The following is a 21656-nucleotide window of genomic DNA, read 5'->3' as shown; positions in this document are numbered from 1 at the left end:
TTTAGCTAACTGAACGACTTTGCTCGTGAAGCGGGAAATTTTCGACATGGACATCGACGGTTTCCCGCTTCATCTTTCTAGTTCTGACGGTTGAAGCCGACGCCGTACAGCGATTCACCAGAGCCGTCTTCGGAAAAGCGCCCGAGGCGGGATTTGAACCCGCGTCACAACCGTGACAGGGTTGTATGATGGGCCACTACACCACCCGGGCTTGCAACTCTTGGTTGCCCGGTCACAGTATTAAGGGTTTTGTTCCGAGATTATTAAGACAGCCCAGTGACAGAAAACCTCCCTCGAGACGAACGATTTGCCAGCAGTGATCACGGCTCTGTCCTCTCGAGTCAATATATTCCCATCGACAAATTGGCATGACTGTGGCAAATATTCTTCCCGATGAGAGTGCGGGTCACGGCGGTTCCGTTGCTCTCTCTCTCTCCGATCGGTTCCATGCCCGCCGTTCGCGTTTGCATGCGAGAGCATCTGCTTGAGACGCTACGCGCCACGCGTCGCTCGTCGATTTGGTCCTCGAAAAAGCGCCCGAGGCGGGATTTGAACCCGCGTCACAACCGTGACAGGGTTGTATGATGGGCCACTACACCACCCGGGCTCCATCACATCGTTGCCCGCTGCTAGTATTAAGGCTTTTCAATTAACCGCCGTATGGTACGGGCAACCGCCACGTGATTCCCGGCTCGAGCCAGTCACACAACTGTCCCGTGACACCGTTGCACACGACCCACAAGGAATATAACTGAGAACCGGATACTCTCGAGTGTGATCGACGGTTCCGGTCAGGTTCGCCCGGCCGGGTAGCCCTGCTTGTGCGTCGAGTTAGTAACCGTTAAATGCCTCCCGCCGCTACCTGCCTGTAGTATCTCGTGACAGCCGCTTCTCTCCCAATAGCCGACACGCACACCCACACTCACACCAATACATGGTAGACGTAAGCCAACACGAACTGGTTCCGGAGCACACCGTCCTCGAGGAGGAGGCCCTCGAGGACGTGCTCGAGGAATACGATATCGACCGTACAGATTTGCCGAAGATCAAGCGCAACGATGCCGCGCTGCCGGACGACGCAGAGCTCGGCGACGTAATCAAGATCGTTCGCGACTCACGGACGACCGAGCAGTCAGTCGTCTATCGACTCGTGGTGGAATAAATGGCAATGGAACTCAACCGCGACAAACGACGAGAGATTTCGCGCGAATACTTCTCGAAGGAACGGATCGCCGAACACCACTACCGCTCGTTTAACGCCTTCCTCAACCGGGGGATGCAGGAGGTCGTCGACGAGAAGGAGACGATCGATACGGACATCGGTGACAAGGAAGGCGAGGAGCCGGTCCACGTCGAACTGGGCGACGTCCGCGTCGTCACGCCCCGTGTCCGGGAGGCCGACGGCTCCGAAGAACTGCTGTACCCACAGGAGGCCCGACTCCGAAACATCACCTACTCCGCGCCGGTGTTCATGGAAATGTCCATCGTCAAGGGCGAGGAAGGCGACGAGCGGGTCGTCGACTCGACCGAGACGAAGATCGGCCGGATGCCGATCATGGTCGGCTCCGATAAGTGTAACATCGCCGGCTTCTCCGACGAGGAACTGATCGAGATCGGCGAGGACCCCGCCGATCCCGGTGGGTACTTCATCGTCAACGGCTCCGAGCGGGTCCTGATGACCAGCGAGGACCTCGCACCAAACAAGATCCTCGCCGAGTACGACACCAAGTACGGCGACGAGATTCAGGTCGCAAAGACCTTCTCGCAGCGCCGTGGCTACCGCGCGCTGGTGCTTTGCGAACGGAACCGTGAAGGGCTGCTCGAGGTCTCGTTCCCGTCGGTGTCGGGATCGATCAACTTCGTCACGCTCGTGCGCGCACTCGGACTCGAGAGCGACGAGGAGATCGTCCACAAGGTCTCGAACGACCCCGAGGTCGTCAAGTACATGCTCGAAAACCTCGAGGAAGCGGAGGTCCAGACCGAAGAGGGGGCCATCGAGGAACTGGGCAAACGCGTCGCCTCCGGCCAGGGGAAAAACTACCAGCTCAAGCGGGCCAACTACGTCATCGACCGCTATCTGCTGCCCCACCTCCACGAGGACGGTGTCGAGGAAGAAGACGTGCGGATCAACAAGGCACACTACCTCTGCCGGATGGCCGAGGCCTGTTTCGAACTCGCGCTCGGTCGGCGCGAGTCCGACGACAAGGACCACTACGCGAACAAGCGGCTCAAAGTCAGCGGCGATCTGATGAAAGACCTGTTTCGGACCGCGCTGAACAAGCTGGCTCGGGACGTGAAATACCAACTCGAGCGCGCCAACATGCGCAACCGGCAGCTCTCGGTGAACACGGTCGTCCGCTCGGACGTCCTGACCGAGCGACTCGAGCACCCGATCGCGACGGGTAATTGGGTCGGCGGCCGCTCCGGCGTGAGCCAGTTGGTCGACCGAACGGACTTCATGGGCGTGCTGTCGCACCTGCGCCGGCTTCGCAGCCCGCTTTCGCGCTCGCAGCCACACTTCGAAGCGCGGGACCTACACGCGACCCAGTGGGGTCGCATCGGGCCCTCCGAGACGCCGGAGGGTCCGAACTGTGGGCTGGTGAAGAACTTCGCCCAATCGATGGAGCTCTCCCAGAACGTCGAGGACGAACAGGAACTCAAACGCGAACTGGCATCCATGGGGGTCGAGGGCATTCCCGGCCTCGAGGGGATCGAACGAACGGCGGCCTCAGGGGACGACTAAATCATGAGCAGCCAACAACGAGAGGCGAAAGTCTACGTCAACGGATCGCTGGTGGGGACCCATCCCGATCCGCACGAACTGGCAGAACAGATCCGGGAAGCACGACGCATCGGCGACGTCAGCGAGATGGTCAACGTCTCGGTGAAAGATCGAACCCGCGAAGTGATCGTCAACGCGGACGCGGGACGGGCCCGCCGACCGCTGCTGGTCGTCGAGGACGGCGAACCGCGCATCTCCGACCAGGAGATGGAGGCACTCCAGGAGGGCGACCTCGAGTTCGAGGATCTGGTCGATCACGGCTACATCGAGTTCATCGACGCCGAGGAGGAAGAGGACATCCTCGTCGCCGTCGACGAGGACGATCTGACCGAGAAACACACCCACCTCGAGATCGACCCGTCGCTGATCTTCTCGATCGGTGCGGGGATGATCCCGTATCCCGAGCACAACGCCTCGCCCCGCATTACGATGGGAGCAGGGATGATCAAGCAGTCGCTTGGTCTGCCGAGCGCGAACTACCGCATTCGACCGGACACGCGCCAGCACCTGCTGCACTACCCGCAGCTCTCGATGGTCAAGACCCAGACGACCGAGCAGATCGGCTACGACGAGCGGCCGGCGGCACAGAACTTCGTCGTCGCCGTGATGAGCTATGAAGGGTTCAACATCGAGGACGCGCTGGTCATGAACAAGGCCAGCGTCGAACGCGCGCTCGCGCGCTCGCATTTCTTCCGGACCTACGAGGGCGAGGAACGCCGCTACCCCGGCGGTCAGGAAGACCGCTTCGAGATTCCCTCCCAGGACGTCCGCGGTGCCCGCGGCGAGGAAGCCTACAACCACCTCGACGAGGACGGCCTCGTTAACCCCGAGACGACGGTCGACGAGAACAGCGTCTTGCTCGGGAAGACGAGCCCGCCGCGATTCCTCGAGGAACCCGACGATATGGGCGGTCTCTCGCCACAGAAACGACGCGAAACCTCCGTCACCATGCGATCCGGCGAGTCCGGGATCGTCGACACCGTCACGCTCATGGAGGGCGAGGACGGCTCGAAGCTCTCGAAGGTCTCGGTGCGCGACGAGCGGATCCCCGAACTCGGGGACAAGTTCGCCAGCCGACACGGACAGAAGGGTGTCATCGGCCACCTCGCACCCCAGGAAGACATGCCCTTCACCGAGGGGGGCGTCGTTCCGGACCTCATCGTCAACCCGCACGCGCTGCCCTCGCGGATGACGGTCGGTCACATCCTCGAGATGATCGGCGGCAAACTCGGTGCGATGGAGGGTCGCCGCGTCGACGGGACACCATTCCTCGGCGAGGACGAGGACGAACTTCGCGGCGGACTCGAGGACGCCGGCTTCAATTCGGCCGGCAAGGAGACCATGTACTCCGGCGTCACTGGCGAGAAGATCGAGGCCGAGATCTTCGTCGGCGTTATTTTCTACCAGAAGCTCTACCACATGGTCTCGAACAAGCTGCACGCCCGCTCGCGCGGACCGGTGCAGGTGCTGACCCGGCAGCCGACGGAGGGACGCGCCCGCGAGGGCGGACTCCGTATCGGGGAGATGGAACGCGACGTATTCATCGGCCACGGGGCTGCAATGACGCTGAAAGAACGACTCCTCGACGAGTCCGACCGCGAGTTCATCCACGTCTGTGCAAACTGTGGGATGAGCGCGGTCGAAAACGTCGAACAACGGCGTGTCTACTGTCCGAACTGCGACGAGGAAACCGATATCCACGAGATCGAGATGAGTTACGCCTTCAAGCTCCTCTTAGACGAGATGAAGGCGCTGGGTATCGCACCGCGACTCGAACTGGAGGACGCCGTCTAAACCATGCAAGACACGACACCCAAAGACATCGGTTCGCTCTCCTTCGGGCTCATGGAGCCCGAGGAGTACCGGGAGATGAGCGCGACGAAGATCATCACCGCTGACACCTACGACGACGACGGGTTCCCCATCGACATGGGGCTGATGGACCCGCGTCTGGGCGTGATCGACCCCGGCCTCGAGTGTAAGACCTGCGGGAAGCATTCGGGTTCCTGTAACGGTCACTTCGGCCACATCGAACTGGCCGCACCCGTTATCCACGTCGGCTTTACGAAGCTCATCCGGCGGCTCCTGCGAGGGACCTGTCGGGAGTGTTCGAAGCTCCTCCTCACCGAGGACGAACGCGACGAGTTCCGCGACCAGCTCACGGAATCCCGAAAGCTGAGCCGCGATCTCAACGACGTGACGAAGGCGGCAATCCGGCAGGCTCGGAAGAAAGACCGGTGTCCGTTCTGTGGCGAAATCCAGTACGACATCGATCACGAGAAGCCGACCACCTACTACGAGGTCCAGCAGGTCCTCACGAGCGAGTACTCCCAGCGCATCGCCGGTGCGATGCAAGGCGACGAGGAGGAAGGCGTCGAACGAACGACGCCGGACGAGCTCGCCGAGCAAACGGAAATCGAACTCACTCGAGTCAACGAGATCCTCTCGGGCTCGTTCCGCCCGCGGGAAAACCAGCGCAAGGCGATCGAGAAGGCGCTCGACATCGATCTGACCGAGGAAGACACGAACAAGCTGATGCCCAGCGACATCCGGGACTGGTTCGAGAACATCCCGGACGAGGACATCGAGGTTCTGGGGATCAACCCCGAACGCTCCCGGCCCGAGTGGATGATCCTCACCGTCCTTCCGGTTCCGCCGGTCACCGCGCGACCGTCGATCACGCTGGATAACGGCCAGCGCTCCGAGGACGACCTGACACACAAGCTGGTCGACATCATCCGGATCAACCAGCGGTTCATGGAGAACCGCGAGGCGGGTGCGCCCCAGTTGATCATCGAGGACCTCTGGGAACTCCTGCAGTACCACGTCACCACCTTCATGGACAACGAGATCTCGGGGACACCGCCGGCTCGCCACCGCTCCGGTCGGCCCCTGAAGACCCTCTCCCAGCGGCTCAAGGGCAAAGAGGGTCGCTTCCGCGGCTCGCTGTCCGGGAAGCGCGTGAACTTCTCAGCCCGAACCGTCATCTCGCCGGACCCGACCCTCTCGCTGAACGAGGTCGGGGTTCCGGACCGCGTGGCCAAGGAGATGACCCAGACGATGAACGTCACCGAGCGCAACCTCGAGGACGCCCGCCGGTTCGTCTCGAACGGCCCCGAGGGCCACCCCGGCGCGAACTACGTCCGACGACCCGACGGTCGCCGGCTCAAGGTGACCGAGAAGAACTGCGAACAACTCGCCGAGAAGGTCGAGGCCGGCTGGGAAGTCAACCGACATCTGATCGACGGCGACATCGTCATCTTCAACCGGCAGCCGTCGCTCCACCGGATGTCGATCATGGCCCACGAGGTCGTGGTCATGCCGTACAAGACGTTCCGGCTGAACACCGTCGTCTGTCCGCCGTACAACGCCGACTTCGACGGCGACGAGATGAACATGCACGCGCTCCAAAACGAGGAGGCCCGCGCCGAAGCGCGTGTCCTCATGCGTGTCCAAGAGCAGATGCTCTCGCCGCGGTTCGGCGAGAACATCATCGGAGCCATTCAGGACCACATCAGTGGGATGTACCTCCTGACTCACGACAACCCCCGATTCAACGAAACGCAGGCACTGGACCTGCTCCGTGCGACCCGGATCGACGAGCTTCCGGAACCCAGCGGCGTCGACGACGAGGGCGAGCCGTTCTGGACCGGGTACGACGTCTTCTCCGAACTGCTACCCGACGATCTGAACCTCGAGTTTACTGGCACCGTCGGCGACGAAGTCGTCATCGAAGACGGCCAGTTGCTCAAAGGGACGATCGCCGAGGACGAGGTCGGCGAATTCGGCGGCGAGATCGTCGACACGATCACGAAGGTCTACGGCAACACCCGCGCTCGGATCTTCGTCAACGAGGTCTCGACGCTGGCGATGCGTGCCATCATGCACTTCGGGTTCTCGATCGGGATCGACGACGAGACCATCCCCGGCGAAGCACAGGCCCGCATCGACGAGACCATCGAGGACGCAAACGACCGCGTCGAAGAGCTGATCGAGGCCTACGAGAACAACGAACTCGAGAGTCTCCCCGGCCGAACGATCGACGAGACCCTCGAGATGAAGATCATGCAGACGCTCTCGCGTGCGCGTGACAACGCGGGGAACATCGCTGACGAGCACTTCCAGGACGACAACCCCGCCGTCGTCATGGCCAACTCCGGTGCGCGTGGGTCGATGCTCAACCTGACCCAGATGGCCGGCGCAGTCGGCCAGCAGGCGGTTCGGGGCGAGCGCATCAACCGCGGCTACGAGGACCGCACCCTCTCTCACTACGAGCCAAACGACCTCTCGGCCGAGGCACACGGCTTCGTCGAGAACTCCTATACGAGCGGCCTGACCCCTCGAGAATTCTTCTTCCACGCGATGGGTGGCCGCGAGGGCCTGGTCGACACGGCAGTCCGGACCTCGAAGTCCGGCTACCTGCAGCGGCGGCTGATCAACGCCCTCCACGAACTCGAGACGCAGTACGACGGAACGGTTCGCGATTCCAGCGACACCATCATCCAGTTCGAGTTCGGCGAGGACGGCACCAGTCCCGTGAAGGTCTCCTCGGGCGACGACAACGACATCGACGTCGACCAGATTGCGAGTCGCGTACTCGACTCCGAGTTCGACTCCGAGACGGAACGAGACGAGTTCCTCGGTACGCGACCTGAGCCGACGAACCTCTCGGAACACGCCGACGATCGACTGACCGACGGTGCGGAGGTGAGTTCCGATGACTAGCGTCGACTACGCTGTCGACGACGATACGATCGCGGTCGTCGAGGACACCGACCTGCCCCGCCGGCTCAAAGACGAGGTCTACGAGAGCCTCGAGGCCCGCGAGGGAGCGACGGTCGAGCAGGCCAACGAACTCGCGGAGGCCGTCGAAACCCGCTATCTCAACACGCGGGTCGACCCGCTCGACCCCGTCGGGACGGTTTCGGCCCAATCGATCGGCGAACCCGGAACGCAGCTGACGATGAACACGTTCCACTACGCCGGCGTCGCGGAAATCGACGTGACCCAGGGGCTGCCCCGACTGATCGAACTCGTCGACGCCCGGAAGACCCCGGACACGCCGATGATGACCGTCTACCTCGAGGGCGAGTACGCGACCGAACGCGAGAAGGCCCACGAGGTCGTCTGGAACATCGAGGCGACCCAAATCCTCGCGCTGGGCGACGTGTCGACGAACGTCGCCGACATGCGCGTCCAGATCGCGCTCAACGAGGACACCCTCAAAGAGCGGATGATCTCGGCCGAGGAAGTCGCCGAGATCATCGAGGATTCCCTCGGCGTGAAGACGGTCCAGCAGGGATCCCAGATCGAGTTCGGTCCCGAAGAGCCGTCCTATCGCGATCTCCTCCAGCTCGTCGAGGAACTGCGCGACATCACGTTCAAGGGGATCGAAGAGGTCTCGCGGGTCGTTATCCGCCGCGAGGAACTCGACAACGGCAACGAGGAGTTCGTCCTCTACACCGAGGGATCGGCCTTCGGTGACGTCCTCGATATCGAGGGCGTCGACGCCTCGCGGACGACGTGTAACAACATCCACGAGATCCACCGCAACCTCGGCATCGAAGCCGCCCGCGAAGCCATCATCGAGGAGACGAACAACACGCTCGCCGAGCAGGGACTCGACGACGTCAACGTCCGGCACCTGATGCTGGTCGCGGACATGATGAGCAACCGCGGCGAGATCGAGTCGATCGGTCGCCACGGCATCTCGGGCTCGAAGGAGTCCGTCCTCGCCCGCGCGGCGTTCGAGGTGACGGTCAACCACCTGCTCAACGCCGCGATCCACGGCGAGGTCGACGACCTCGACGGCGTCACGGAGAACGTCATCGTCGGCAAGCCGATCAAGCTCGGGACCGGCGACGTCGATCTCCGCATGGGATCGACCTCCTCCGGGAGCAGTCAGGCCGACTGATCGATGGGCGTTACCCTCGATGACGACGCCCGCCAATACCTCGCCGCATTCGAGGATGTAACGGGTGTCGACGGCCGGGACTGCCTCGTCACCGAGGGCGGTGACAGGCTCCTGATCGTCGTCGAACGTGGCGGCATGGGCGAGGCGATCGGCCCCGGCGGCCAGACGGTAGCACGCCTCGAGGACCGGGTCAACGCGCAGGTCCGCCTCGTCGAAGGGGCGGAGACGGCCGAGGGGTTCGTCGCGAACCTCCTCGCGCCCGCGGCGGTGTACAACGTCACGATCAGCGAGAACAACGACACCGTCGCCTACGTCGAGGTCGCGGAAGACGACCACGGCGTCGCGATCGGCACGAACGGGCGGACGATCGACGCCGCTCGAACGCTCGCGGCGCGGCATTTCGGGATCGACGACGTGCAGCTGATCTGAGGGCGTCGATCGCTGTGATTTTCCCGTTTCGAGAGCGGTAACTTCGCCAGCGACCGATCGGCGTAGCCGACCGCCGTTCGGACGCCTCTCGCCCGCCGAGGGTCGCTAACCCGCGCTCGATCGGTAACTCGAGTCAGCGAAACGCCCACAGATTCGGCGAGCACTGTTCCTAAAGCGATCTCGAGCCGTAACGCCGGATCGAAACAGGTCGCTTAAGTGCCTTCGACGGATAGCGGCCCCTATGGCAAACGGCAAATACGCCGCGCGCAAGCTCAAGAAGGACCGCCAGAATCAGCGGTGGTCCGACTCGGACTACGCGCGCCGCGCCCGTGGACTTCGCGAGAAGTCCGACCCACTCGAGGGCGCACCTCAGGCTCGCGGTATCGTACTCGAAAAGGTCGGCATCGAAGCCAAACAGCCCAACTCGGCGATCCGAAAGTGCGTCCGAGTCCAGCTGATCAAAAACGGGAAACAGGTCACCGCGTTCTGTCCCGGTGACGGTGCGATCTCGTTCATCGACGAACACGACGAAGTCACCATCGCCGGTATCGGTGGGGCGAAGGGTCGTGCGATGGGTGACCTCTCCGGTGTCAACTACAAGGTCGACAAGGTCAACGGCGTCGCGCTGAAAGAACTCGTTCGCGGGAACGCGGAGAAACCGGTGCGATAATCATGGCTGCAGAAGATCAACCAGATCCGGACGCGCCGGCCGGTGGTGCAGACGTTTCGGCAAAGCTCTTCGGCACGTGGGACCTCGTCGAAATCGAGTACGCGGACCCCTCGACCGAGCGCTACATCACGGTCTCGCCGGTCGCTCACACCGCGGGTCGCCACGCCAGCAAGCAGTTCAAAAAGTCCGAAATCTCGATCGTCGAGCGCTTTATCAACCGCTTGATGCAGACCGAGGAGAACACGGGCAAGAAACAGCAGTCGCTCAACTACGTCCGTGACGCCTTCGACATCATCAACGAGCGCACCGAGGACAACCCCATTCAGGTGCTCGTCACGGCAGTCGAGAACGCGGCCCCACGAGAGGAGACCGTCCGCCTGAAATACGGTGGTATCTCGGTCCCGAAGGCCGTCGACGTCGCGCCCCAGCGCCGCGTCGATCAGGCGCTGAAGTTCCTCGCGGAGGGCGTCTACAACGACTCGTTCAAGACGACGACTGACGTCGAAGAGGCCATCGCCCGCCAGCTCATCGGCGCGGCCAACTACGACGTTCAGACCTACGCGGTCAGTCAGAAAGAGGAGAAAGAACGCGTCGCGGCTGCCGCCCGCTAAGCGGACCGTTTTTCAGCTGTTTTCTCTCGAGACTGCAGGTCGCTATCGACAGTTTTAGCCATCAGCTCGCTCCGCGGCTAACTCAGTCTGCGGCGCGATGTTCACCGCCGACGTAGGACCGCGTCGCGTCGACGAGCACCTGCCGGTACGCGCTCGTGTCCGGCTCCCGCGCGAGTTCCCGAAAGCGGCGTTTGAACCCGTCGAAGTCGATTTCTGGGGCGTCCATCGCGGCCGCGTGCGCGAGGTCGTACAGCCGGTGGTCCTCGTCGACCAGATCGTGTCGCTCTGCGAGTGCCAGCGCGAAGGCCGCGTTCACCGCCGTGATCTCGGGATCGGCGCTCGCCGAAAGCCGCTCGAAGCCCGGTCTGGACGGCGTTTCGGGCCGGTCGGCGACGGCCGCCGCGAGACTCGACTCGAGGAAGGAGAGCAGTTTCTCGCCGGGGCCGACCGAGAGCGTGATGTCGTCGGCGTAGATGTCTTTCATGTGATTTGCGATCTGGTAACAGTGTGAAAGCTTGCGCCGCTCGACGCTCTTGCCGGCCAGTGCGAGGTAGAGCACCTCTTCGGTGGACTGGGTGTGGGAGGGGTGTTCCTGTTCGTGACGCGCCATGTGGGCAAACTCGTGGAGGGCGAGTTCACGAGCCATCGCCGAGGAGGCGGCCTGCCTCGAGATGTTCAGCACGTGGCGGTCGTCGTAGTGGCCGGCCCAGGTCCGCTCGTCGGGGTCGTCCCGCAGGCGGACGTAGACCGGCAGCGAGAGGTCCTGTTCGGTTTCGAAGAGGTCGCGGGCGCTGAGGAATGGAGAAGTCGGCCCCGGTCCCTGTACTCGAATATCCATGTGTAACAGTACCAAGAGTCCGACGGGATTTGACTCTTTTGTGCGGTTGCACGGAACCGAACCGCCCTCTGCCTGCCGACGGACTGTCGGCAGTCGTCAGCGCGGACCGGTCCCCAGCCGGGTGACAACTCAGTCGTGGACTCGGCCGTCGCCACGGCCCGCGGAATTATGAGAACCGTTCACTCACTCAAACTGGATATTCAAACGCTTGGACCGGAAAGAACGACGAAATCCGGCGGCGACGAAACACTACCCTTTTGACCCCGCTGGCGGTATTGGGGGATATATGGGCCGACGCAAGAAGATCGTCCAAGAGTGTGAACGGCTGATGGACGACCCGGAGAACATCCGGAACATCGCCATCGCCGCTCACGTTGACCACGGAAAAACGACCCTTACGGACAACCTCCTGGCTGGTGCCGGCATGATCTCCGACGAGACCGCCGGCGAGCAGCTCGCGATGGACACCGAAGAGGACGAACAGGAACGCGGGATCACCATCGACGCGGCCAACGTTTCGATGACCCACGAGTACGAGGATCAGAACCACCTGATCAACCTCATCGACACGCCGGGCCACGTCGACTTCGGTGGCGACGTCACTCGAGCGATGCGCGCCGTCGACGGCGCGCTCGTCGTCGTCGACGCCGTCGAAGGGGCCATGCCCCAGACCGAGACGGTGCTGCGACAGGCGCTCCGCGAGGGCGTCAAACCGACTCTGTTCATCAACAAGGTCGACCGCCTCATCTCCGAACTGCAGGAAGGTGCCGAGGAGATGCAGGAGCGACTCCTTTCGGTCATCCGCGACGTCAACGAGCTTATCCGCGGGATGACTGAGGACATGGACGATATCGACGACTGGACGGTCTCCGTCGAAGAGGGGACCGTCGGCTTCGGCTCCGCACTCTACAAGTGGGGTGTCTCCATGCCCTCGATGCAGCGTACCGGCATGGACTTCGCCGAGATCATGGAACTCGAGCGTGCCGACAAGCGCCAGGAGCTCCACGAGCGGACGCCGCTGTCGGACGTCGTGCTCGACATGGTCTGTGAGCACTTCCCGAACCCGATCGACGCCCAGCCCCGACGTATCCCACGCGTCTGGCGTGGCGACGACCAGTCCGAGATCGCCGAACAGATGCGTCTGGTCGACGAGGACGGCGAAGTCGTCCTGATGGTCACCGACATCGCGATGGACCCCCACGCGGGCGAAGTCGCCTCCGGCCGCGTCTTCTCGGGAACCCTCGAGAAGGGCCAGGAGCTGTACGTCTCCGGGACTGCGGGCAAGAACCGCATCCAGTCCGTCGGCGTCTACATGGGCGGCGAGCGCGAGGAAGTGGACGAGGTTCCCGCCGGGAACATCGCCGCCGTCACCGGTCTCAAGGACGCGATTGCCGGCTCGACCGTCTCGAGCGTCGAGATGACGCCGTTCGAGTCGATCGAGCACATCTCGGAGCCGGTCATTACGAAGTCCGTCGAGGCCCAGAACATGGACGACCTGCCGAAGCTGATCGAGACGCTTCGACAAGTCTCCAAGGAGGACCCGACGATCCAGATCAACATCAACGAGGACACCGGCGAGCACTTGATCTCCGGGCAGGGTGAGCTCCACCTCGAGGTCATCACCCAGCGTATCGAGAAGAACCAGGGCATCCCGGTCAACACCGGCGAACCGATCGTCGTCTACCGCGAGCAGCCCCAGCAGGCAAGCGATCAGGTCGAGGGTATCTCGCCGAACCGCCACAACCGCTTCTACATCTCCATCGAGCCGATGAACGACGAGCTCGTGGAGACGATCAAGCGAGGCGAGGCCTCGATGGACATGCCCGAGCAGGACCGCCGTGAGGCCCTGCAAGAGGCCGGCATGGACAAAGACGACTCCCAGGAAGTCGAGCACATCCACGGGACCAACATCCTCATCGACGACACGAAGGGTATCCAGCACCTGAACGAAACGATGGAACTCGTCATCGAGGGCCTCGAGGAAGCCCTCGATAACGGTCCGCTGGCCAACGAGCCCGTACAGGGATCGCTCATCCGCCTGCACGACGCACGGCTCCACGAGGACACCATCCACCGCGGTCCGGCACAGGTCATCCCCGCGACCCGCGAGGCCGTTCACAAGTCGTTGATCGACGGCAAGATCAAGATGCTCGAGCCGATGCAGGACGTCCGCATCGACGTGCCTAACGACCACATGGGCGCTGCCTCCGGCGAGATTCAGGGCCGTCGTGGTCGCGTCGACGACATGTACCAGGAAGGCGATCTGATGGTCGTCGAGGGCATCGCGCCCGTCGGCGAGATGATCGGCTTCGCTTCCGACATCCGCTCTGCGACCGAGGGCCGTGCCTCCTGGAACACGGAGAACGCCGGCTTCGAGGTCATGTCCGACTCGCTCCAGCGCGACAAGATCATGGAGATCCGTGAGCGCAAGGGCATGAAACTCGAGCTGCCGCCGAGTATCGACTACATCTAAGCCGCCGACCTTTTTTTAATCGGCTCCTCGCGCGGCGGAAGGTCGCGCTCGAACCTAGTCAAAAATCTCGACCAAAAACGCCGGAAGAGCTACGCTCTTCCGAGCCCTCGTTCACTGCGTTCACGAGGAAGACCGCTCGCATCTTCGACGCTCGCGGTACGTTCGCTGCCGTTTCGTACCGCGTAGAGAACGTCGTTTTCCGAGTGCGACGCGTCCCACGCGTTGCGGGACTTCGTCGTCCGATACTCACTGCGGGGTTGGTCGCGTCGTCACGCCGTCAGCACCTTCAGGAAGAAGGGGGCCATGACGAAGAAGACGACCAATGCGAGCCACCACGTGGCCAGCACGAACGCTCCGACGACGAACAGCACGCCGATAATCGAGGCGACGAGCTTCTGGCGGAGATCGATGTACATACCGGTAGATCCGGGGTCACAATTATAATCGTTCTCGTTGACAGAACTCGGGCGAACCGCGAAACGACGATCCGGTCTACTCCCGCTCGCCCGCACCGAGCGCGCTCTCGCCGACCTTTTCGTGCCCCTCGATGACCTCTTTGCCGCCCATGTACGGCTGCAGCGGCTCGGGGATCGTGACGGTACCGTCCTCGTTCTGGTAGTACTCGAGGATGGCGACCATCACGCGGGGAATCGCGAGTCCCGAGGCATTTAAGGTGTGCAGGTAGTCGGCCGACTCGTGGCGTTCGGGCCGGTAGCGCAGGCCGGCGCGGCGGGCCTGGAAGTCCTCGAAGTTCGACGCGCTCGAGACCTCGAGCCAGCGGCCGCCGTCTTCGGGGCCGTCGTCCATGTCGTCGCCGGGGGCCCAGACCTCGATGTCGTAGGTCTTGGCGCTGGCGAAGGTCAGGTCGCCGGTACAGAGCTCGAGGATACGGTAGGGAAGGCCGAGGCGCTCGAGGATGTCTGCGGCTTCCTCGAGGAGGTTCTCGAGGCGGTCGTAGCTCTCCTCGGGTTCGACGAAGTTGACGAGCTCGACCTTGTTGAACTGGTGGACGCGGACGATTCCGCGGGTCTCGGTGCCGTGTTCGCCGGCCTCGCGCCGGAAGTTCGGCGTGTAGGCCTGGTGTTTGAGCGGGAGGTCGTCGTCCAACAGGATCTCGTTTGCGTACATGTTGGTGACCGGCACCTCCGCGGTGGGACAGAGCCAGAGATCGTCGTCTTCGTATTCCTCCTCGTTGCTGCCGCCCAGTCGGTAGGCGTCGTCGGCGAACTTCGGGAGCTGACCGGTGCCGCGCATCGAGGCGCTCTTGACCGGCACCGGCGGGAACAGATCGACGTAGCCCTGCTCGCGGTGGATGTCCATCATGAACTGGATCAGGGCATGCTCGAGCTGTGCGCCCTCTCCCTTGAGGAAGTAGAAGCCGGACCCGGTCGTCTTGGCGGCGCGTTCCTCGTCGATGATGTCCAGTTCCTCGCCGAGGTCGTAGTGGGGGGTGACCTCGTCGGGCAGGTCGCGAAGGTCGTCGAAGCCCCAGCGGCGGTCCTCCTCGTTGTGGCGTTCGTCGACTCCGAGCGGGACGCTCTCGTGGGGGACCTGCGGGATCTCGAGTATCCGTTCCTGCAGTTTCTCCTGCAGTTCGACGGCCTCGTCTTCGACCTCTTCGATTTCGGCTTTGAGTTCCCGTGACCGCTCGATGGCCTCCTCCCGTTCCTCGTCTTTCCCTTCGGCGACGAGCGTCCCGATCTTCTCGGTGATCTGGTTGCGGTCGTTGCGCAGGTCGTCCCCGCGGGCTTTCAGCTCCCGCCAACGTTCGTCGAGTTCGAGCAGCTCGTCGAGATCGACGTCAGCCCCGCGGGCGTCGAGGGCGTCGCGTACCTCTTCGGGCTTTTCGCGCAGATAAGTCCGGTCGAGCATTGGTATTGGTCGTGCGTTCTTTGCGCCCGGGCAAAACCGTGTCGGAAGGTCGCGTCGGCTGATCGTTCGACCGGCCCTCCTCGAGCGGGAAACCCTTTTTCCGCGGGGCCGCCACTCTCGAGGTATGGATCCGCTCGAGGGCGAGACGTCGTCGGCCCCGATCGAGTACGAGCCCGTCAGCGTCAAGGACGTGCTGGTGGAGATGAAAGACACCGCCGAGCTGTTGATCGACCTCTCGTATTCGGCCGTGCTCCACCAGAGCGAGGAGCTCGCGACGGAGGTGCTCCGGCTCGAAGAGCGGATGGACGTTCTCGAGCTTCGCGCGCGGATGAGCCTCTTGATGGCCGCCCGAAAGCCGGCCGACGCGGAACAGCTCGCGCCCGTGCTGGGGATCGTCGGAGCCGCCGACGGCATCAGCGACGCCGCGGGCGACATCGCGAAGATCGTCCTCGAGGACATGGGCCTGCCCGAGGCGATGCGAGCAGCGCTGCCCGACGCCGCCGAAGCGCTCCTGCGGGGCGTCGTCGCGGCGGATTCCTCTTATGCCGGGCGCACGCTACAGGACATCAACCTCGAGTCTGAGACGGGCGTGCGAGTGATCGCGCTTCGGCGGGGTAGCGACTGGCTGCTCAACCCGGGGCCGATGACGCGGGTCGAGGCCGACGATGTCGCGCTCCTCCGAGGGCCCGAGTCGGCGATCGGCAACGTCTGCGAGGAGCTGACCGGCACCGCCTACGAGGCCCCGAGCGTCGAGACGCCCGACATCGACGACCTCGAGCGAGCGGTGGACACGATCGTCCACATGAAAGACTTCTCCGAACTGGCGGTCGATCTGGCCTACAGCAGCGTGCTGTTCGACAGCGAGGAGTTGGCCGAAGAGGTCCGTAACCTCGAGGTCGAGGTCGACGCGATGCAGTCGCGCTTCGAGGCGTGGACGCTTCGGGCGGCCGCGGACGCCACCGATCCGGTCGTCCTGCGGGGGCTGATCCAACTCGGCAACTGTACGGAGCGGATCAGCGACGCTGCGATCGAGATTAGTGCGGGAGTTCTTCGGGACATCGACGTTCACCCGGTCGTGCAGGTGGCCGTCCAGGAGAGCGACGAGATCATTACCCGCGTCGAGGTCGCCGAGGGGAGCGACCTCGACGGCACTGCAGTGACCGCCGGCGTTCCCGACGCCGAGTCGACGATGTCGGTGATCGCTATTCGCCGACCCGGCGAGGGGTGGCTGCTAGTCGCGGACGCCGACGCCGAACTGCGCGGCGGCGACGTGCTCATCTCGAAGGGGACCCGGACGGCCGCGGCGGCGTTCCGAGACCTCGCATCGGCGTAGCCGTCGGCGTTCGTCTGCTGGGCGAAATTCCGGTCGCCACAAAACGCCGCGTCTCCGTTCGGGGTTTAAGTAACTCTGGTCACAAGGTAAAGCTATGACGGGAGACTGGTCGTTCTCGAGGACTTATGGTCCACAGTTACATCGATAGTCGCCGCGTCGTCAGCAGTCGTTGTCCGCAGTTCGGATTGCGCCGATATCTCTTTAAGTGGCTTTGGTTACAAGCTGTAGATACGACGGGAGAACGTCGCCTTCTCGAGTCGTTCCGTATCGACCTGTGAGACGCAGGTCTCGCGATTGGTCCGTACCTCCGCTCAAACTGTCCTCGCTCGAGCCGTCCGCTTCAGTTCAGCACGACGATCGCGACGACCGAGAGGACGACCACGCCGAGGATGTCACAGACGTTCGTCACCACCGGGATCGTCGTGTCGTCGGGATCTAACCCCTGCGTGTAGGAGATGTACGTCGCGGCGATGCTGAGGACGGTCGCGATCGCGGCGAGTAACATGCCGCTGACGACCGAGATGAGCATGAGATCGGCGAGCGCCATCGGTGCGGCGATGGTTTGTCCGACGACCCACGCGATGAGCCCGAGCGCCGAGAAGATCGTGATCGCGAGGCCCATAATCGCGATCACGTTCGTCCACAGCACCTCGTCTCGCGGATCGAACTCGAGCAGCCCCAGATGGAGCCGCGTCGAGAGCCGCGAGGAGAGGATCGCGCCGAGGTTCCCGCCCATGCCGATCATCACGGGGACGAGCACCAGCAGCGTCGGATTGGCGAGGTAGGTCTCCTCGAGTTCCTCGAGGACGTAGCCCGACCCCATCTCGAGTATCGAGAGGGCGATCAGAATGGGGAACATCGTGGCGACGATGGTGCGGACCGACCACGAGCCGAGCGAGTCCTCGGACTCTGTCGCCGCCATCAGAAGATCCCTCCGACGACGGTGATCGCGACGAAGAGGAAGACGACGCCGAAGATGTCGCCCAGCGTGGTAACGATCGGGCCGATCAGGTTGTCGGGATCGAGTCCGTACTCGTAACTGGCAAACACCAGCGCCAGCAGCCCGAAGATCAACGTTACGGAGGTGAGCACACCCGAAACCAACATGATGCCGACGAGTTCGACGAGTCTCGCGGATTCACGCCCCAACGCGTGCAAGATGCCCCACGAGAGGACGGCGATGAACACCGAGATACCGATGCCGTTGATAAACGAGGCGACGACCGCGTTGACCAGCCGTCGATCCCACGAAAACGACGGATCGATCATCCCTTGATGGAGTCCGCTCGAGATCCGCGCCCCCATCGCGCCGTAGACGTTCCCTCGAGTCGCGAGGAAGGCGGGAAGTAATAAGAGCAGTCCGGGAAATCGTTCGAATCCTTCCGTCATCCCTTCCGATCCGAGGACCGAGCCCGCGAAGATGCCGCCGGCGAGGCTGACTGCGAGAATCGGGAGTGACTCGCGGTAGATGCGCCACGCCTCCTGGCGAGCCTCCATAGCGTCGCTTCACGCGCCCCGACCATAAACCTACCACGGATCGAACGCGAGGGGATCGCTCGAGTGCGTGGGAACAACTACCGCATGTGACCGATCGCTAACGAGTCCCGGCCCGGGTCCTCGGTTCGGACTCAGACGGGGCTGACGGCGACGAGCGCCCACGCGAGGCCAATCGCCGCGAGCGAACACGCGAGGTTGGCCGCGGCGTTGCCGGCCGCGAGGGCCCGATCGCCGCGTTCGTACAACTGGAGCGTCTCGACCGAAAACGAGGAGAAGGTCGTAAACGAGCCGCAGATCCCGGTTCCGACGAGCGATAGCGTCGACTCGCCCGCGCCCGCAAAGACCGCGAGCCCGAGGACGAAACTGCCGACGACGTTGACCGCGAACGTCGAAAGCGGCAACCGATCGCTCGAGGCCCGATCGGAAACCCATTCGGAGACCCAATACCGGAGGATCGCGCCGATCGCACCGCCAGTGCCGACGACGTGGGCCGGTTCGGGATCGATCGCGACGAGCGCGCCGACGAGCGACTCGAACGGCGTCGGGCTCATGCCGTCTCACCCCCGATCGGCCGCGGGTCGCCGATCCGGTGAGCGAGCGCCCGTCCTACGAGCACGCCGACGGCTCCGAGCCCGTAGTTGGCCGCGACGATGCCAAGCAGGGCGAGCGGAGTCGACGCGAGCGCGGCCTGTAGCGCGAACGTGCTGTAGGTCGTCAGCGAGGAGAGAAAGCCGGTCGCAAAGACGAGCCGGGTGCGCGACCCGACGTACCCCGCGTATTCGGCCTCGTAGACCAGAAAAGCGAGCGCGGCGCTTCCGACGGCGTTGACGAGGACGATCGACGGCACGTCCGGGAGCGCCCCCATCGCGAAGAAACGGAGGTTCGAACCGGCAAAGCCGCCGACGGCGATCAGTGCGAGCGTCTCGAGTCGAACGAGCGGGTGAGCGTCTGTCATGGCTGGCTGGTCACAGGGACCGTCAGCCGACCGACGCTCGACCCTGCCGGCGGCAAGCCGGCCGGTCGGCGTTTCTCCGGCGGTTGGTTCAGGCGGGCCCCATCGCCCGGATACCGGCGGTTCTCGGAGGATCGAAATGAGCGTTGCGAAGACCGTTCGGACACTCTCGACTCGAGGACGGGAAGGAAAAGACCCAAGGTTAGACTGGCTCTAAACCGAGCCATGTCCGAAGAGGGTGGCGCGGACGGCGACGGCGGCCGGAACGCGTTCGCGCGGGCGTCGTGGGCGAACGTCCTCGGCAACGTCGTCAAGATCGTCGTCGAGGGTGCGGCGGGTTACGTCTTCGGTAGTGTCGCATTGCTCGCGGACGCGGCCCATTCCGTCGCGGATCTCGTCGCCAGCGTCGTCGTCCTCGTCTGGGGTCGGAGCGCGTTCGACGAACCGGACGACACCCACCCGCACGGTCACGCCCGGATCGAGCCCTTGACGGCGCTGTTCGTCGGCGCGGTGATCGCACTGCTCGGGTTGAACCTGCTTTATCGCTCGGTCGAGGGGCTCGTCGCCGGCCCCGATATCGAGTTTAGCGTCCTGTTGCTCGCGGCACTCGCGTTCTCGGTCGCCGACATGTATCTGGTCTATCGCTACACGATCGGCATCAACGAATCCCTGCAGTCGACCGCGCTCGCGGCGCTCGCGAAAGACTGTCTGAACGACATCTACACTTCGGTCGCCGCGATCGTCGGCGTCCTCGGCGTGCTGGTCAGCTACCCGATACTCGACCCCCTTGCCGGCGGCCTCGTCAGCCTGCTGGTCGTTTATCAGGGCGTCGAGATCGGCAGGGAGAACGTCGATTACCTCATCGGTGCCGCGCCCGGCCCCGAGAAACGGGCCGAGATCACCGACCGCCTGCGGAGCCACGCGGCGGTCGAGGGCGTCCACGACCTGACCGTCTTCTACGACGGCACCGTCCTCGAGGTTGAAGTCCACGTCGAGGTCGACGGCGACATGCCGTTCCGGGAGGCCCACGACATCGAGTCGGAACTGGTCGATCGGCTGCGGAACGTCGAGGACGTCGGCGACGCACACGTCCACCTCGACCCTTCGGGAATCGGCGAGTGGAAGGAATCGGTCGAGGATCGCTGAGACGGGGCGCTACTCGAGGAGCAGTGGCGGCCGACTCGGCCGTACTCGCCTCGAGTCGCCGCGACGCGAGCTTTTATCCCGTCCGACGACGGGCTACCGATATGGAAGTCGGAGACGTCCGCGAAGTCACTACCGGCGACTGTTCGGACCTCTACTGCCTCGATACGGGGATGTACGACACGAACGAGTACGGCGCCGTCTACATCCTCGACGACGAGCGCCCCGCCGTCGTCGACACCGGCATCGGCACCAACTACGACCTGCTCCGCGAGGCGCTTTCCGAGGTCGGCATCGGCGAGGACGACCTCGAGGTCATCGCGCTGACCCACATCCACCTCGATCACGCCGGCGGCGCGGGCTTTCTCGCCGCGGACTACCCGAACGCCGACGTCTACGTCCACCCGATCGGCGTCGACCACCTCGTTGACCCGTCGCGGCTGGTCGCGGGGACGAAAAACGCCGTCGGCGATCAGTGGGAGTACTACGTCGAACCCGAGCCGATTCCCGAAGATCGAATCGTCACGATCGAGGACGGCGACGCCATCGACCTCGGCACCCACGAACTGCGCGTCCACGCGGCACCCGGCCACGCCCCCCATCAGGTGGTCTTCGAGGACCCCGAAAACGACGCGGTCTTCGTCGCCGACGCCGCCGGCATCTGGGTCCCCGAGATCGAGGCGATCCGGGAGACCTCGCCCCCCTCGAACTTCGACCTCGAGCAGTGTCTCGCGGACCTCGAGACGCTGTCGGCGATCGATCCGGACGTGTTCTGTTATCCGCACTTCGGCCCACGATACGTCGACGGCGATGTCGACCGGGCGCTCGAGGAGTACGCGACCGTCCTCGAGGAGTGGGTCGAGGCGGTCGCCGACCGGCGGACGGCGCTCGGAGACGACGAGGCGGTCGTCGAGCACTTCGCCAACGCAACCGAGATGACTGGCGTCTGGGGCGACGAGAAAGCCAGCGAGGAGGCGAAACTGAACACGCGGGGCGTGCTCGGCTATCTCGAGCACCGGGAGTGAGGTCTCGAGCAGCGAATCGTGGCCCACAAACCGGCGGGCGGCTGCCGGCAGCGCCGGCCGACCCCGGAACTCCCCGCCGGTTGTTTCGATTCCGCGGAACGGCCGGTTACCGGCCGT

General features: G+C 63.8%; 19 protein-coding genes and 2 tRNA genes. 12 read left to right on the top strand and 9 right to left on the bottom strand.

Annotated elements, in window-relative coordinates:
* Positions 1 to 138: 138 nt before the first annotated feature.
* Both ACJYUO_RS19910 and ACJYUO_RS19905 read right to left on the bottom strand, forming a co-directional pair.
* Positions 139 to 211, bottom strand: a tRNA-Asp gene (locus ACJYUO_RS19910).
* A gap of 323 nt (positions 212 to 534) precedes the next feature.
* Positions 535 to 607, bottom strand: a tRNA-Asp gene (locus ACJYUO_RS19905).
* Positions 608 to 934: 327 nt separating this feature from the next.
* Between ACJYUO_RS19905 and ACJYUO_RS19900 the strand changes: the two genes are divergently transcribed.
* From ACJYUO_RS19900 to ACJYUO_RS19865, 8 genes are all read left to right on the top strand, one after another.
* Positions 935 to 1162 carry a DNA-directed RNA polymerase subunit H gene (locus ACJYUO_RS19900; protein ID WP_494347079.1) on the top strand — a complete coding sequence of 76 codons (228 nt, stop codon included), beginning with the start codon at positions 935 to 937 and terminating at the stop codon, positions 1160 to 1162.
* Positions 1163 to 2743: a DNA-directed RNA polymerase subunit B'' gene (locus ACJYUO_RS19895; protein ID WP_193364784.1), complete on the top strand. Its 1581-nt coding sequence runs from the start codon at positions 1163 to 1165 to the stop codon at positions 2741 to 2743.
* Positions 2744 to 2746: 3 nt separating this feature from the next.
* Positions 2747 to 4576, top strand: a complete 1830-nt coding sequence (rpoB, locus tag ACJYUO_RS19890) for a DNA-directed RNA polymerase subunit B (RefSeq protein WP_494347078.1) — start codon at positions 2747 to 2749, stop codon at positions 4574 to 4576.
* A 3-nt stretch (positions 4577 to 4579) separates the two neighbouring features.
* Complete coding sequence (locus ACJYUO_RS19885; RefSeq protein WP_494347077.1) at positions 4580 to 7507, top strand: DNA-directed RNA polymerase subunit A'; 2928 nt, start codon at positions 4580 to 4582, stop codon at positions 7505 to 7507.
* Positions 7500 to 8696 (top strand): DNA-directed RNA polymerase subunit A'', encoded by a 1197-nt coding sequence (gene rpoA2, locus ACJYUO_RS19880; protein WP_494347076.1) that lies wholly within the window; start codon positions 7500 to 7502, stop codon positions 8694 to 8696. Before ACJYUO_RS19885 ends, rpoA2 begins: the two co-directional genes overlap by 8 nt.
* Positions 8697 to 8699: 3 nt before the next feature.
* Positions 8700 to 9125: a NusA-like transcription termination signal-binding factor gene (locus ACJYUO_RS19875; RefSeq protein WP_494347075.1), complete on the top strand. Its 426-nt coding sequence runs from the start codon at positions 8700 to 8702 to the stop codon at positions 9123 to 9125.
* A gap of 241 nt (positions 9126 to 9366) precedes the next feature.
* Positions 9367 to 9795, top strand: coding sequence for a 30S ribosomal protein S12 (locus tag ACJYUO_RS19870; protein ID WP_004267302.1), 429 nt, complete (start codon positions 9367 to 9369; stop codon positions 9793 to 9795).
* Between the two features lie 2 nt (positions 9796 to 9797).
* Positions 9798 to 10406 carry a 30S ribosomal protein S7 gene (locus ACJYUO_RS19865; protein WP_006432288.1) on the top strand — a complete coding sequence of 203 codons (609 nt, stop codon included), beginning with the start codon at positions 9798 to 9800 and terminating at the stop codon, positions 10404 to 10406.
* A gap of 82 nt (positions 10407 to 10488) precedes the next feature.
* Here the strand turns inward: ACJYUO_RS19865 and ACJYUO_RS19860 are convergent, their stop codons facing one another.
* Positions 10489 to 11244 carry a DUF5781 family protein gene (locus tag ACJYUO_RS19860; protein WP_494347074.1) on the bottom strand — a complete coding sequence of 252 codons (756 nt, stop codon included), beginning with the start codon at positions 11242 to 11244 and terminating at the stop codon, positions 10489 to 10491.
* Positions 11245 to 11530: 286 nt separating this feature from the next.
* Here ACJYUO_RS19860 and ACJYUO_RS19855 point away from each other — a divergent pair, with 286 nt between their 5' ends.
* Complete coding sequence (locus tag ACJYUO_RS19855) at positions 11531 to 13717, top strand: elongation factor EF-2 (protein WP_494347073.1); 2187 nt, start codon at positions 11531 to 11533, stop codon at positions 13715 to 13717.
* A 269-nt stretch (positions 13718 to 13986) separates the two neighbouring features.
* Here ACJYUO_RS19855 and ACJYUO_RS19850 read toward each other — a convergent pair whose 3' ends face one another.
* Together ACJYUO_RS19850 and serS are read right to left on the bottom strand one after the other, a co-directional pair.
* Entirely contained in the window at positions 13987 to 14133 is a 147-nt protein-coding gene (locus ACJYUO_RS19850) for a hypothetical protein (RefSeq protein ID WP_494347072.1), read from the bottom strand.
* Positions 14134 to 14209: 76 nt separating this feature from the next.
* Complete coding sequence (serS, locus tag ACJYUO_RS19845; RefSeq protein WP_494347071.1) at positions 14210 to 15589, bottom strand: serine--tRNA ligase; 1380 nt, start codon at positions 15587 to 15589, stop codon at positions 14210 to 14212.
* A 124-nt stretch (positions 15590 to 15713) separates the two neighbouring features.
* Here serS and ACJYUO_RS19840 point away from each other — a divergent pair, with 124 nt between their 5' ends.
* Positions 15714 to 16922, top strand: a complete 1209-nt coding sequence (locus tag ACJYUO_RS19840) for a potassium channel family protein (RefSeq protein ID WP_494347070.1) — start codon at positions 15714 to 15716, stop codon at positions 16920 to 16922.
* Between the two features lie 340 nt (positions 16923 to 17262).
* On the opposite strand, the gene ACJYUO_RS19835 is transcribed toward ACJYUO_RS19840, so the two are convergent.
* The 4 genes from ACJYUO_RS19835 to ACJYUO_RS19820 form a co-directional block, all read right to left on the bottom strand.
* Entirely contained in the window at positions 17263 to 17844 is a 582-nt protein-coding gene (locus ACJYUO_RS19835; protein ID WP_494347069.1) for a magnesium transporter, read from the bottom strand.
* A complete protein-coding gene (locus tag ACJYUO_RS19830; RefSeq protein WP_494347068.1) occupies positions 17844 to 18419 on the bottom strand; it encodes a magnesium transporter in 576 nt (191 codons plus the stop codon). The genes ACJYUO_RS19835 and ACJYUO_RS19830 overlap by 1 nt, the downstream gene beginning before the upstream one ends.
* 131 nt (positions 18420 to 18550) lie before the next feature.
* Complete coding sequence (gene crcB, locus ACJYUO_RS19825; RefSeq protein ID WP_494347067.1) at positions 18551 to 18970, bottom strand: fluoride efflux transporter CrcB; 420 nt, start codon at positions 18968 to 18970, stop codon at positions 18551 to 18553.
* The gene (locus tag ACJYUO_RS19820) at positions 18967 to 19374 is read right to left on the bottom strand and encodes a CrcB family protein (protein WP_494347066.1); all 408 of its coding nucleotides are present in this window, start codon (positions 19372 to 19374) and stop codon (positions 18967 to 18969) included. Before ACJYUO_RS19820 ends, crcB begins: the two co-directional genes overlap by 4 nt.
* 222 nt (positions 19375 to 19596) lie before the next feature.
* Between ACJYUO_RS19820 and ACJYUO_RS19815 the strand changes: the two genes are divergently transcribed.
* Together ACJYUO_RS19815 and ACJYUO_RS19810 are read left to right on the top strand one after the other, a co-directional pair.
* Positions 19597 to 20517, top strand: coding sequence for a cation diffusion facilitator family transporter (locus tag ACJYUO_RS19815; protein WP_494347065.1), 921 nt, complete (start codon positions 19597 to 19599; stop codon positions 20515 to 20517).
* A 101-nt stretch (positions 20518 to 20618) separates the two neighbouring features.
* The gene (locus ACJYUO_RS19810) at positions 20619 to 21539 is read left to right on the top strand and encodes an MBL fold metallo-hydrolase (protein WP_494347064.1); all 921 of its coding nucleotides are present in this window, start codon (positions 20619 to 20621) and stop codon (positions 21537 to 21539) included.
* The last annotated feature ends 117 nt before the right edge of the window (positions 21540 to 21656 follow it).

It is taken from the genome of Natrinema sp. CRL1 (assembly GCF_059162405.1).
This window is presented reverse-complemented; position numbering and strand designations above follow the sequence as displayed.

What these genes read in the sequence shown, in the direction of transcription:
- crcB (WP_494347067.1), bottom strand. Translation starts at nt 18,970, where the DNA reads ATGAGCCCGACGCCGTTCGAGTCGCTCGTCGGCGCGCTCGTCGCGATC.
- ACJYUO_RS19875 (WP_494347075.1), top strand. Translation starts at nt 8,700, where the DNA reads ATGGGCGTTACCCTCGATGACGACGCCCGCCAATACCTCGCCGCATTC.
- ACJYUO_RS19840 (WP_494347070.1), top strand. Translation starts at nt 15,714, where the DNA reads ATGGATCCGCTCGAGGGCGAGACGTCGTCGGCCCCGATCGAGTACGAG.
- rpoB (WP_494347078.1), top strand. Translation starts at nt 2,747, where the DNA reads ATGAGCAGCCAACAACGAGAGGCGAAAGTCTACGTCAACGGATCGCTG.
- rpoA2 (WP_494347076.1), top strand. Translation starts at nt 7,500, where the DNA reads ATGACTAGCGTCGACTACGCTGTCGACGACGATACGATCGCGGTCGTC.
- ACJYUO_RS19860 (WP_494347074.1), bottom strand. Translation starts at nt 11,244, where the DNA reads ATGGATATTCGAGTACAGGGACCGGGGCCGACTTCTCCATTCCTCAGC.
- serS (WP_494347071.1), bottom strand. Translation starts at nt 15,589, where the DNA reads ATGCTCGACCGGACTTATCTGCGCGAAAAGCCCGAAGAGGTACGCGAC.
- ACJYUO_RS19885 (WP_494347077.1), top strand. Translation starts at nt 4,580, where the DNA reads ATGCAAGACACGACACCCAAAGACATCGGTTCGCTCTCCTTCGGGCTC.
- ACJYUO_RS19900 (WP_494347079.1), top strand. Translation starts at nt 935, where the DNA reads ATGGTAGACGTAAGCCAACACGAACTGGTTCCGGAGCACACCGTCCTC.
- ACJYUO_RS19870 (WP_004267302.1), top strand. Translation starts at nt 9,367, where the DNA reads ATGGCAAACGGCAAATACGCCGCGCGCAAGCTCAAGAAGGACCGCCAG.
- ACJYUO_RS19855 (WP_494347073.1), top strand. Translation starts at nt 11,531, where the DNA reads ATGGGCCGACGCAAGAAGATCGTCCAAGAGTGTGAACGGCTGATGGAC.
- ACJYUO_RS19865 (WP_006432288.1), top strand. Translation starts at nt 9,798, where the DNA reads ATGGCTGCAGAAGATCAACCAGATCCGGACGCGCCGGCCGGTGGTGCA.
- ACJYUO_RS19850 (WP_494347072.1), bottom strand. Translation starts at nt 14,133, where the DNA reads ATGTACATCGATCTCCGCCAGAAGCTCGTCGCCTCGATTATCGGCGTG.
- ACJYUO_RS19820 (WP_494347066.1), bottom strand. Translation starts at nt 19,374, where the DNA reads ATGACAGACGCTCACCCGCTCGTTCGACTCGAGACGCTCGCACTGATC.
- ACJYUO_RS19895 (WP_193364784.1), top strand. Translation starts at nt 1,163, where the DNA reads ATGGCAATGGAACTCAACCGCGACAAACGACGAGAGATTTCGCGCGAA.
- ACJYUO_RS19810 (WP_494347064.1), top strand. Translation starts at nt 20,619, where the DNA reads ATGGAAGTCGGAGACGTCCGCGAAGTCACTACCGGCGACTGTTCGGAC.
- ACJYUO_RS19835 (WP_494347069.1), bottom strand. Translation starts at nt 17,844, where the DNA reads ATGGCGGCGACAGAGTCCGAGGACTCGCTCGGCTCGTGGTCGGTCCGC.
- ACJYUO_RS19815 (WP_494347065.1), top strand. Translation starts at nt 19,597, where the DNA reads ATGTCCGAAGAGGGTGGCGCGGACGGCGACGGCGGCCGGAACGCGTTC.
- ACJYUO_RS19830 (WP_494347068.1), bottom strand. Translation starts at nt 18,419, where the DNA reads ATGGAGGCTCGCCAGGAGGCGTGGCGCATCTACCGCGAGTCACTCCCG.